This is a genomic window from Enterococcus sp. 5H (genome assembly GCF_028128615.1).
In the GTDB taxonomy this organism is placed as follows: domain Bacteria; phylum Bacillota; class Bacilli; order Lactobacillales; family Enterococcaceae; genus Enterococcus_L.
Map to the genome: position 1 here is coordinate 19,923 of NZ_AMDP01000049.1, position 12,359 is coordinate 32,281.

Consider the following 12,359-nt stretch of genomic DNA (forward strand, 5'->3'; position numbering starts at 1 on the left):
AACCGGCGCCGTCTGGTTCTAAAACTTAAACGAAGAGAGGAAAAAATAGTATGTCAGAGAATAAAAGAAAGTTATCATTATTCAGTTTCTTCGCCATGACGGCGTCACTTTTTATCACAGTTTATGAATATCCAACATTTGCAATGTCAGGAATGACTTTAGTTTTCTTCTTATTAATCTGTGGGTTGTTCTGGTTCTTACCAGTTGCACTATGTTCAGCAGAAATGGCAACAATTAAAGGGTACCAAGAAGGCGGAATCTTCGGTTGGGTTGGAAAAACATTAGGTGAGAAATACGGTTTTGCCGCTATCTTCTTCCAATGGTTTCAAATCACAGTTGGTTTTGTCACAATGATTTACTTCATTATCGGATCTGTTTCTTACGCAGCAGGTGTTCCGGCATTAAATGATAATCCAATGTTGAAATTTCTCAGTGTAATTATTATCTTCTGGATTGCAACACTGCTTCAATTTAAAGGGACAGAGACAACAGCTAAAGTTGCCAAAGCAGGTTTTATCGTAGGAATTATTATCCCAGTTGGATTAATGTTAATTTTAACAATTAAATACATCGTTGTTGGTGGTCACCCAGTAGCAACTTCATTTACAGATAAAGGATTCTTGCCAAAAGGGAAAGATTTTGCCGCACTTGCTTCATTTATGTTAGCGTACATGGGTGTTGAAGCATCAGCGCCGCATATTAATGAATTAGAGAATCCTAAGAAAAATTATCCATTAGCAATGTTCATTTTAGTAATTGTCGGTATTCTATTAAGTACTATCGGCGGAAGTGCTGTCTCAATGGTCGTTCCAGCTGATAAATTATCTTTAAACTCAGGTGTTGTTCAAACTTTCCAAACATTGATCCTTTCAGAAAATGGTCAATTAACTTGGGTAGTAAAAATTGTTGCAATGTTAGTCGCATTCGGTGTGTTAGCTCAAGTTTGTTCATGGATTGTTGGACCAACTGAAGGTTTAAGAACCGTTGCTCAAAAAGGTCTAATTCCTGAGCGTTTCAAAAAAGTTAATGACAATCAAGTTCCAGTTGCACTATTGATTGTACAAGGAATTGTCGTAACAATCTGGGCTGCAGTTTTAACACTTGGCGGTGGAGGTAGTAACGTTTCCTTCCTAACAGCCATTTCACTAACTGTAATTATTTACTTAAGTGCTTATGTATTATTCTTCGTTGCCTACTTTGTCTTGATCTTCAAACGCTCTAATCAAGGGTTAGAAAGAACGTATCAAGTACCAGGTGGAAAAATTGGTAAAGCATTAATCGCTGGAGCAGGACTACTATTGTCACTTTTAGCCATCGGTTCTTCAATGATTGCACCAAGCGAATTAAAAGGAGCGCAAATTCATACGTATCTTATTACATTAGGCATTAGTTATCTAGTTACATTGGCGATTCCATTCGTATTCTATCGTTTTTACAGTCGTCGTAAATCAGAAAATAAAGTAAATACAGCTAAAGAGGAGCAAACTATATGAAAATGATTAAACAAGAATTCATTAATATCTTTAAAAATAAAATCTTACTTATTTCAGTACTTGCGATTACCTTTATCCCAATTTTATATGCAGGGTTCTTCTCAAAATCAGTTTGGGACCCTTATGGTCGAGCGAAAGACTTGCCAGTTGCAGTAGTAAATGAAGATAAACCTGTGGAAATGATGGGACAAAAGGTCAATGTGGGTGAACAACTCGTTGATCAATTAAAAACCAATCACGATTTAAAATGGGAATTCGTCTCGGCGGCTGAAGCTGAGAAAGGAATGAAAGACTTACATTATTATATGATCGTCACTATTCCAAAAGATTTCTCCAAAGATGCAACAACTTTACTAGATAAAGACCCGAAAAAAATGGAACTTACGTATACAACAAATGGATCACTTAACTATATCGGAGAAGAAATTTCTCAAATTGGTGCAACAAGCTTAGAGTCACAAGTTAGAGATAGCGTAACAGAATCTTATGTGACAGCATTAAACGAAGTTGGTAAAGAAGCTGCTAAAGGTATGGACCAAGCTTCTGACGGTGCGAATCAATTAGCAGCAGGTACTTCTCAATTAGAGAGTGGCTTATCACAATATACAGATGGTGTTTCTCAAGCAGCAGATGGTTCAACACAATTAGCAGATGGTACAAATGAATTAGCCAGCAACATTGGCCCTTTAAGCTCAGGTGTCGGTCAACTAGATTCAGGAGCGGCAGAATTAAGCTCAGCTCTTAATACGATTGATAGTAAAACACAACCAATCAGCGGTAAAGTCAATGCATTAAGTGCTGGTTTAGCAGAACTTTCTCAAGGAAGTAAAGAATTAGAACAAGCCTTAAAAAATGTTGATAACAGTTTAGATGCAACATCAAAAGCAACAATTCAACACAATTTAGATCAAGCACAAGCAGACCTAGATAAAATTTTAAGTGACTCAAAAGCATTAGAAAATACATCAATTGAATCAGCTCAAATTTCAGCTGATTTAGACCAACTAGGTGCACAATTAGGTGAATTAAACAGTAAATTAGCCGTTGATTCTTCTAGTTTGCAAAGTCAAATTGCAGAAAGTATTAGCCGCCAAGAAGGAATTGAAGAAGCAACAAAAAGTCAATTAGTAGCAGAAATTAGCGGTCAAATCGCTGCCTTTGAATCAGCTCAAAATGCTAAAATTCAATCTGAAACAGCAGCGCTATCAGGCAATATTCAACAAGCCAAAGCGTCTGCTGAACAATTAGCAACACAAGCTAGAGCTTTAAGCGAATTAGCGGCAGGAATTTCTGCCAACACTGCAAATCTAAAAGTTGGTTTCAACGAAATCCAAAATGGTACAAATGATGTTTTTGCAATCTTAAATATTGCTCCATTAAGTTTAAATGCAACAACGTTAGTCAATGATTTAGATAGAGCCTCAGCAGATTTAAATCAATTAAGCACCGAACTACCAGCTGCATTAGCAGGTGTCGATCAATTAACAGATGGCGGAAATCAGTTGTCTACAGGATTAAATCAATTATCAGCTCAAATGCCGACTCTAGCATCAGGCGTTACACAGTTAAACAGTGGTGCAGTACAATTAAATAGTGGCTTAGCTGAACTAAATGACAACTCTCCACAATTAATGAGCGGAGTCGATCAATTAGAATCTGGTTCAGATCAATTAGCAACAGCACTAGGTGAAGCGGCAGAATTAGCCGGAAAAGCTGATTTAGGTCAAAAGAACATCGAAATGTTCGCTGATCCAACGAATTTAAAACTTGATGAATATAGTCATGTATCAAACTATGGAGAAGCTTTATCCCCATATATTATGTCACTTGCACTATTTGTCGGATGTTTAGTCTTTAACTTTGTCTTCCCAATTCGTAAAGTTTCAATGGCCGGTCAATCTTCTCGTAACTGGTGGTTAAGTAAAGTAGCAATTGGATTTGCTGTATCAACTGCAATGGCAGCAATCGAAGCAACAGTAATGTTAATGATCGGTTTACACGTAGATAATATCGGCTCATTCTATCTAATGGCCTTCATCAGTGCTTGGGCATATATGTTCTTAGTTATGTTCTTCGCAATGACCTTTGATAACCCAGGAAGATTTGTTGCGATGATTCTCCTTGTATTACAACTAGGCGGAGCTGGTGGAACATTCCCAATGCCGTTAACCAATGGATTCTTTAATGCAATCCACCCATACTTGCCAATGTCTTATTCAATCTATGGATTCCGTGAAGCAATTTCAGGCGGAATTGGTGCACCAATGTTTAATCATAGTGTTGCTGTTCTAAGTTTCGTATTCATAGCCTTCGTTATTTTACTAGGAATTTCTATGAACTTGTTGCAAAGAAAACACTTAGCAGGAATATCACAACTAGATAATAACCAAGAATTACAAGCAGTAGAACAATAGACATTCATTTCGAGATTCTGTCGAAAGACTCGACAGAATCTTGAAATAAAATACATAAAAAAAACGTAAAATAAGTAGTATAAACAAAACAAAGAACCTAAAAAAGAAAAGGACGTGCCAAATTATGTGTACAAGTATTTTTACAAAAACAACTGATGGGAAAAGCTTATTATCAAGAACAATGGACTTTTCATTTCCTTTAGACCCAAGTCCACTGTATATCCCAAGAAACTACAAATGGGAATCAGGAGCAGACAATGTATCACATGAAAATAAATTTGGTTTTATCGGAGCTGGACGTTTATTAGGAACAGCGTATTTTGTAGCAGATGGTGTAAATGAAAAAGGTTTATCAATCGCGGAATTATATTTACCTGGAGAAGCGCAATATCAAGAAGCTCCAGAAGAAAATAAAAATAATTTAGCACCTCATGAATTAATTTTATGGATGTTAGGAAATTTCGGCTCAATTAAAGAAATCGAAACAAAACTAAATGAAGTTAATCTGGTTGCAGTAAAAGCGCCAATGCTAAATATCGTAACGCCTCTACATTGGATTATTACAGATGAAACGGGTCGCTGTGTGATTATCGAACCAACAGAAAAAGAATTGAAGATTAAAGAAAATCCAGTTGGTGTGATGACAAATACTCCACGTTTTGAATGGCATGTTGAAAATTTACGCAACTATTTAAACGTTCGCCCAAAACAATACGAACCAGTAACATTCGGTGAATTTACAGCAGTGCCATTTTCACAAGGAACAGGAACAATGGGCTTGCCTGGCGGCTATACGCCACCGGAACGTTTTGTCCGCGCTGCATTTTTCAAAGAATATATTGACGAGGCTGAAAACGAAGCAGCAGGTGTTACAAACGCCTACCATATTTTAGCAACTGTTCGTATTCCAAAAGGCATTGTTGTTACTCAAGAAGGTGCACAAGATTATTCCCAATATGTTGGTACAATGTGTAACCAAAGTCGTTCATACTACTTCAACAGTTATGACAACAGCCAAATTGCTAAAGTAACGATTACAGATGACCTATTAGAAGTAGATAAACCAATCTCATTTTTAGTAGATAAAACAGAAACTTTTAAAAGCTTAAATTAAGTCTGGTTGTTTCAGACTTAATACATAGAAAAATTATCCAAACAAGCACATAGTAAACTTATCTGGTTGTCCCGATTTAGGTTAAAACTTAGTGACAGTAATAATCAAGGATTTGCAAGAAGACATTAAAGTGTATTTTGTGGCATGAAGAAACGGACGTGCATATAAAAAGATTTATGCAGTAGCCGAAATTAAAAATTCCATAGGATGAATATTTGGAGTAAGAGCGTGGAGTAAAACTGATTTTTAGTTTTACTTCACACTCTTATTTTTTTGAGTAGATAATTAAAAATAATAGAAAGAAAAAGCTGCCTTTATTGATGAGAAAAGGGAATTATTCAATATTAAAACAATAATTTGTCAAAGCGGCTGACATAATTTACTACAAATGATAAAATGTATTCAGTGAAAAATATTTTTTACTAATAAAAAAAGAAAGGGGTTAAAACTTATGGGAGAAGCACCTAATGAAATTAAAGGTTGGAACTGGGGAGCGTTTATGTTCAGTATTATTTGGGGTATTGGAAATAGAACATATTTGCCTTTACTTTGCTTAATTCCGTTTTTCAACATTGTGTGGGTATTTGTTTGTGGTTTTAAAGGAAATGAATGGGCTTGGAATAGTGGTCAATTTCTAATGGAAGATGTTAACACATTTAAAGAAATCCAAAAAACATGGAATCGTGCTGGATTTGTTTGGTTTATTCTTGTGATTGCACTTATTGTTTTATATCTATTTTTAGGAATCATTCTATTTTCTTACCTTGTAAATTACTAAATAAAATAGAAAAAGACACTGCGGTTGATTTTTACCGTAGTGTCTTTTTACTTCTCTATAAATTGTAAAAAGTAAAAACTAAGGAAGTTACTGATAATCATTCTCAGTTACTGTAGTATGTGTTATACTGAGCAAGATGATATTTAGGAGGTACCGTACGAGATGAGAGAGAAAAATTCTGGACCCATTATTATGGAGGAAATTCGTTTAATGGAAGTTATGATTCGAATTTATTACCGTAATCAAGAAGAAGAGGCAATTCCAGAAGATAGAATGCTAAATTATGCAAGGAAACGTTTAGAATTTTGTCAGTTTGGCGAAGAAAAAACAACTTGTCAACGTTGTCCAGTTCACTGTTACCAACCTAAATATCGGGAACAAATGAAAAAGATTATGCGGTATTCAGGTCCACGTATGCTCTTCAAACATCCAGTTTTAACACTGAGACACGCTTATCGCGGATTAACAAGGAGTGTTGAGTAATGAAGAAATGGTTATTTATTTTTTTAGGATCATTGACGTTTGCTTTAGGGACAATTGGGATTTTCCTGCCGTTTTTACCTACGACTGTGTTTTATTTATTGACTGGCTTTTTCTGGCTGCGAAGTTCAGATAAGTTATATCAAAAATTTGTTCAGTCGGATAGTTATCAAAAATATGTGCAAGATGCTTTGGTGAATAAAAATATTACTACCAAAGGAATGATCCGAATGTTTGTAATGATATTTATTATTTTTCTGATTCCGGGTTTATTAGTGGATAATTTGGTGATGCGGATTACTTTGAGTGTTGTTTATATCGCTCACGTGATTGGATTAACTTGGTATCTAAAAGGAAAAGGTAAGGCTGTTAATCGGACGCCTGAATTAGGTGATGCAGATGATTGATAAGCGCTTATTTCAACTGACTGAAAAAAAGAATCTTTTTAAACTTGTGATTGCTCGTCTGATTTATTTAGCAGCATCGATTATTATGTGGTGGGTAATTGCAGAACAACTGGCGAATTATTTACTGACAGGTGAAATCATGTTATCGACATTGCTTGTAACTTTCATAGGTACACTGCTTGTTAAGATTTTGTTGACGTGGTGGATGGAGCAATTAACCTATCAAGCATCTTCTGAATTAAGGCTTGCGATGCGTCAGGCTGTAATGGAAAAAGCGTTTCGACTAGGAAAAAGTCAAGGACAATTATCTTCAGCAGCACTTGCCAAATTATCAGTAGATGGAATCGAGCAATTGGAAATTTATTATGCACGTTTCTTACCGCAATTATTTTATTGCTTGTTTGCTTCACTACTGATTTTTGGAGCACTTGTAAGTTTTGCTTGGCAGCCTGCTGTGGTTCTTTTAGTTTGTATGCCGTTGATTCCGCTGATTATCATGAGCGTGATGAAAATTGCCAAACGTATTTTAAGTGGTTATTGGACGCAATATACAGATTTAGGCGCTAGATTTCATGAAAATTTAAGTGGCTTAAGTACACTAAAAGCCTATGATCAAGATGGTAATAAGCAAAATGAAGCTGTATTAGATGCTGAACGTTTTAGAAAAGTAACGATGAGTCTTTTATCAATGCAGCTAAATTCGATTACGATTATGGATATCGTGTCATATTGCGGCGCAGCATTAGGAATTGGGTTAGCATTATTTGCGTATGCTCAAAGTACTATTTCATTAACAGGTATGTTTTTGTTTATCTTATTAAGTGCTGAATTTTTTATTCCGATGCGTCAACTTGGTTCATTATTCCATGTGGCAATGAATGGAATCAGTGCGTGTAAAAAGCTATTTTCTTATTTAGAGTTGCCGGAACAAACTTATGGTGAGATCTCGTTAAGTGCTCCTTTAGAACAGTTGAAAATTGAACGGGTTTACTTTAAATATGAAGAAGCAGAAACAGAAGTATTACAAAACTTATCTTTCACTGTTAAGCGAGGTGAATTCACGGCGTTAGTTGGAAAATCCGGATCTGGAAAGAGTACAGTTGTCCGTTTATTACTCCATCAGTTGTCTCAATATCAAGGCGATATTTATTGGAATGATGTTGAATTACGTGAACTCTCTAAAACTACAGTTAAGCAAAAATCAATTTTGGTTGATAATCATGGCTATGTGTATCCGACGTCAATTAAAGAAAATTTATTGCTGGGAAATAAACTGGCAACAGACGAAGAACTTTGGGCAGTATTGGAAAAAGTTCAGTTAGCTAGTTTTGTGAAAAAGTTACCAGAAAAGTTGTTGACAATTTTAGATGAAAATGGCGGCAACTTATCAGGCGGGCAGAGACAAAGATTGTTATTAGCCAGAGCGTTGCTTAGAGATGCAGAATTATATGTATTTGATGAAATCACTTCAGGTATTGACCTAAAAAGCGAGGAAATTATCTTAGCATGTTTGAAAGAATTAGCGCGAGTCCGTTTGGTGATATTCATTTCTCATCGATTATATAATGTTTTAAATGCAGATCAAGTTCTTGTTTTTGATAAAGGTGAATTGGTAGAAATGGGTGCACCAGCTGTCTTACAAGAGGAATCTATGTATTTTAAAAATTACTTTAAACAAGAGCAATCAGTAATCAGCGGAGGTGAGCAATAAATGAAAGAAAGTGCACTAATCCAGTGGTTGCTGTCATTCGTTAGTCATGTAAAGGGGAAAGTTTTTACTGCAGTATTCTTAGGGATTCTCAGTAATTTATCTGTTGTAGCGATTCCAATCATAGGTCTAAGAGAAGTTTTATCTATAGCCAGTGGTAATCATGCTCAACCTATGCGAGCGTTATTTTTGATGCTTTTATGTGGGGTAATTCGCGGAGTAGCCAGATATGGCGAACAATATTTAAATCATGATATTGCGTTTAATTTATTGGCAGTTATTCGGGAACAAATTTTTGCATCGATTCGTAAATTGGGTCCAGCTAAATTAGTAGGTAAAAAAAGCGGTGATCTGGTGACTGCGATCACATCGGATGTAGAAGCGTTAGAGGTTTTCTTTGCCCATACGATTTCACCGATTTTGATAGCTGCTGGGACAACAATTGTGACAGTTGGTTATTTGTATTTCTACAGCCCATTACTTTCATTGTTGTTATTAGTAGGGCAGTTGTTAGTCGGAATCTTGATTCCAGTAATTGGCTATCGCAATAGTCGTGCTTTAGGTGACGATTATCAACAAGCGTTTGTATCATTAAATCAAAATGTAATAGAAGACATTAATAGTTTACAAGATATTGCTCAATATTCTCTTGAGATAGAACAAGTAAAAAAATTAAACCAATCAGGGCAACAATTAAATAGTCAATATAAACGTAGACTAGCTCAAGAAAGTGAACTTAAAATTTGGAGTGAGATTGTTTTAATAGCAACAGCTGTCAGTATTTTTATCATTGGAACCCAAGCTCACTTGAGTGTAGAAGTTGTTCTAACTGGTGTGATTTTAAGCTTAAGTTCCTTCGGCTCAGTTTTAGCTTTAAGTGGCTTAGGTAGCGCGTTATTAACTACGTTGGCAAGTGGTCGACGGTTATTTGTATTAACCAATGAACAGCCAGATGTTGATTTTAGCAGTAGTCATGAAGTAAAATCAGATTTTGAAACAGCTCATGTAGATCGAATTTCGTTTCGTTACGCGGAAGTACAAAAGGATATCCTTTCTGATGTATCGCTTTTGATAAAAAAAGGTGATGTTATTGGTATTGGCGGCGAAAGTGGAAATGGAAAAAGTACTTTATTGAAACTACTGATGCGGTATTGGGATCCTAATTCGGGTGTGATTTTATTTGACCAGACGAATGTATCTGACCTCGAAGAAGCATCACTTCATCAAATTGAAGGAGTGATGGAACAAACAACATTTATCTTTGAGGATAGTGTAGCAAAAAATATTGGTTTAGGAAAAGAGATGGCAACGCAGGAAGAGATTGAACTTGCTGCAAAAAAAGCATCAATTCACGAATGGATTCTATCTTTACCAGAAAAGTACGAGACCAAAATTGGCGGCAATAATCGTAGTATTTCTGATGGAGAGCGGCAGCGTCTTGGTTTGGCTAGACTGTTTCTTCATGATGCACCATTTTTGCTGTTAGATGAGCCTACAAGCAATTTAGATTATTTGAACGAGCAAGCGATTTTACTTTCTTTAAAAGAAGGGATGCACGATAAAACGGTTTTGTTGATTTCTCATCGAGAAACAACTTTGAAAATTGCCGATCAACGGTATCAATTAGCAGATGGACAATTGACTTTAGAAAAATAATGAAACAGATAGAAATGGTTGAGATATAACTCAAAGAGTTATGTCTCAACCATTTTTTTATTAATGATAAATGAAGTAATCTGATTAATTTTCGGATCTTTTGGATTAGTAGTAAAACGAAAAATATCTGAAAAATAGATCTTATCCCCTTTTTTTGTAGTGATTGTACCGTGAGCAGAGCCTTCTTTTCTATGAGTCAAGATCGAATGAATTTCTAACGAACTGATATCTTGGCGATTTTCACAGATTAAAGTAAGGAAAGTAGCTTTATCAATTGTTTGACAATCCCCTGAAACGATCCATTCTAATGAGTCAGAAATTAAGGTTTCCAATGCTGATTGATTGGCAGATGCGCTGGCAATTAAATAATCACGAATGATCCGTCTTTTTGGAGCATTGTCACATTTGAATGGGCAAATTATAGCAAAGTCTGTCTTAGGTAATAGAGTATTTGACTGATTGCTTTGAAAAGTCAACTGCTGTTCTGCTAATGCTTTTTCTAAAATAGCGATTGCTTTAGGACCGACACCGTGAATTTTTGAAAGTGCAGTTTTATCTAATGTAGAAACTTGTTCTAGAGTTGTGATTCCAATTGAACTGAGAGCATTGGCTGCTGGTTTACCGATATTAGGCAGTGTCGTCATAATTGTCTCCTTTATCTTCATAATACTTATTATAGTATAGCTAGAGGAATTACGATTTACCAGTAATTAGAAGCTAGGATTATTTGAGTAAGAGTCGAATGAAACGACAATATTGAGAAAAAAATTGCAAGGAATCAGCAGTAAAATAAGTTATAGCAAAAGAGAAGCACGATCAAAAAAGTGCTTTAAAAAAGATAGGAGTGTTCTTAAAAATATGATTACAAATTTCAGAGATATTGGTGGCAAAGTAGGAGCGGACAATAAAAACGTGAAACAACAACAGCTTTTTAGAAGCGGGACACTAGCGAATTTATCAAAAGCTGAACAGGATTTTTTAACACGAGAAAATCAAATACAAGTGATTGTTGATTTTCGTAGTGAAGCAGAGAAAAAAAGTGATTCGGATACTGTTCCAAAAGGTGTTGAATATATAGCTATTGATGTTTTAGCGGACAGTCTGGATAAAAATGGCAGTCTGGCAAACATGATGACCGCAGATATCCCAGCTGAAGAAATGATGGAGGCTATATACAAAAATTTGGTTTTGTTAGATTCTGCTCATCAAGGTTATCGGCAATTTTTGAATCTATTATTGGATTTAAAGGGACAATCGTTAATTTTTCATTGTTCAGCTGGAAAAGATCGGACAGGTTTTGGCGCAGCACTTATTCTACAAATACTAGGTGTATCGAGCGAAGATATCTATCAAGATTACTTACTAACTAATACACAACGAGTATCAGAAAATCAGCAAATTTTATCACAAGTAGAGGAAACGAAACAGTTATCAAACGAACAAATCGCACAAATAAAACAAATGCTTGAAGTAAAAAAAACGTACTTAGAAACAGCATTTTCAACAATCGATAAAGAATATGGCGATTTTAAAACGTACGTAAATGATGTATTAAATTTCTCAGATGAAAAAATTAAACAATTACGCAAACTTTACCTTAAATAGAAAAAACTATTTTAAAAAGCCTAGAAAGGTGTAAGTAACATGAAAATTTCCAAACGATTCATTGAGCAAAAAACGATCAAAATGACGGTTGTTGTCTTTATGTGTATTGTCTTTTATACAGTTTTTAAAAATCAAGATAGTACAAGTTTAATGATGATTTCGTCAGGTACTGCAGTTTTCGGAGTCAACGCAAGCTCAGTAGATTCATGGATCTTTGCAAGATATCGTCTTTTGGGAACGGCAATTGGCTGTAGTGCGGGAACTGCGTACTTACTACTGCAAAATCATTTGAATAATACTAGTTTGACACGTTTAATTCTAATTCCACTAGCGACCTATTTTACCGTAGCTATTTCTGGCGGGGATAAAAGTCCGATCACTGTTAGAGGTGCTTTGATGACTATGATTACAATGACCCTACTTGCACCAGCGAACGATACGAATTACGTGTTGCAAAGAATTTTAGCTACTTTTGTTGGCGGACTAATGGCAGTTTTGGTAAATCTACTTTTTGCTCCTAAAAAAGCACATATTATAAAAGGTTTAGAAGAAAGTATTGAAGTAGAAAAAGAGGAAAAGAAAAAAACATAAACAGCATAATCTGTTTCAATACTTGAATTATCCCATTCTACCAATTTTGTCGAAAGAACCGACACAATCAAAAAATTAAACAACAAATAACTCTGTAAAATAAAGAGTGTAAA

Annotated in this window: 11 protein-coding genes; 10 read left to right on the forward strand and 1 reads right to left on the reverse strand. The window is 35.4% G+C overall.

What is annotated here, in order from left to right; translation table 11 throughout:
- Positions 1 to 50 precede the first annotated feature (50 nt).
- The 8 genes from C240_RS13680 (at position 51) to C240_RS13715 (ending at position 10,050) form a co-directional block, all read left to right on the forward strand.
- Complete coding sequence (locus C240_RS13680) at positions 51 to 1,493, forward strand: amino acid permease (RefSeq protein WP_271497020.1); 1,443 nt, start codon at positions 51 to 53, stop codon at positions 1,491 to 1,493.
- Positions 1,490 to 3,907, forward strand: coding sequence for a YhgE/Pip domain-containing protein (locus C240_RS13685; protein ID WP_271497021.1), 2,418 nt, complete (start codon positions 1,490 to 1,492; stop codon positions 3,905 to 3,907). Before C240_RS13680 ends, C240_RS13685 begins: the two co-directional genes overlap by 4 nt.
- A 124-nt stretch (positions 3,908 to 4,031) precedes the next feature.
- Entirely contained in the window at positions 4,032 to 5,021 is a 990-nt protein-coding gene (locus tag C240_RS13690) for a choloylglycine hydrolase family protein (protein ID WP_271497022.1), read from the forward strand.
- A gap of 451 nt (positions 5,022 to 5,472) precedes the next feature.
- Entirely contained in the window at positions 5,473 to 5,799 is a 327-nt protein-coding gene (locus C240_RS13695) for a ribonuclease G (RefSeq protein ID WP_271497023.1), read from the forward strand.
- 162 nt (positions 5,800 to 5,961) lie between these two features.
- Positions 5,962 to 6,282, forward strand: coding sequence for a nitrous oxide-stimulated promoter family protein (locus C240_RS13700; RefSeq protein WP_271497024.1), 321 nt, complete (start codon positions 5,962 to 5,964; stop codon positions 6,280 to 6,282).
- On the forward strand, positions 6,282 to 6,686 hold the full coding sequence (locus C240_RS13705; RefSeq protein ID WP_271497025.1) for a YbaN family protein: 405 nt from the start codon (positions 6,282 to 6,284) through the stop codon (positions 6,684 to 6,686). Before C240_RS13700 ends, C240_RS13705 begins: the two co-directional genes overlap by 1 nt.
- Positions 6,673 to 8,397: an ABC transporter ATP-binding protein/permease gene (locus C240_RS13710; protein ID WP_271497069.1), complete on the forward strand. Its 1,725-nt coding sequence runs from the start codon at positions 6,673 to 6,675 to the stop codon at positions 8,395 to 8,397. The genes C240_RS13705 and C240_RS13710 overlap by 14 nt, the downstream gene beginning before the upstream one ends.
- On the forward strand, positions 8,398 to 10,050 hold the full coding sequence (locus C240_RS13715; protein ID WP_271497026.1) for an amino acid ABC transporter ATP-binding/permease protein: 1,653 nt from the start codon (positions 8,398 to 8,400) through the stop codon (positions 10,048 to 10,050).
- 38 nt (positions 10,051 to 10,088) lie between these two features.
- Here C240_RS13715 and C240_RS13720 read toward each other — a convergent pair whose 3' ends face one another.
- Positions 10,089 to 10,694: a helix-hairpin-helix domain-containing protein gene (locus C240_RS13720; protein ID WP_271497027.1), complete on the reverse strand. Its 606-nt coding sequence runs from the start codon at positions 10,692 to 10,694 to the stop codon at positions 10,089 to 10,091.
- A 214-nt stretch (positions 10,695 to 10,908) separates the two neighbouring features.
- Between C240_RS13720 and C240_RS13725 the strand changes: the two genes are divergently transcribed.
- Together C240_RS13725 and C240_RS13730 are read left to right on the forward strand one after the other, a co-directional pair.
- Positions 10,909 to 11,655, forward strand: a complete 747-nt coding sequence (locus C240_RS13725) for a tyrosine-protein phosphatase (protein WP_271497028.1) — start codon at positions 10,909 to 10,911, stop codon at positions 11,653 to 11,655.
- Positions 11,656 to 11,694: 39 nt separating this feature from the next.
- Positions 11,695 to 12,246: an FUSC family protein gene (locus tag C240_RS13730; protein WP_271497029.1), complete on the forward strand. Its 552-nt coding sequence runs from the start codon at positions 11,695 to 11,697 to the stop codon at positions 12,244 to 12,246.
- The last annotated feature ends 113 nt before the right edge of the window (positions 12,247 to 12,359 follow it).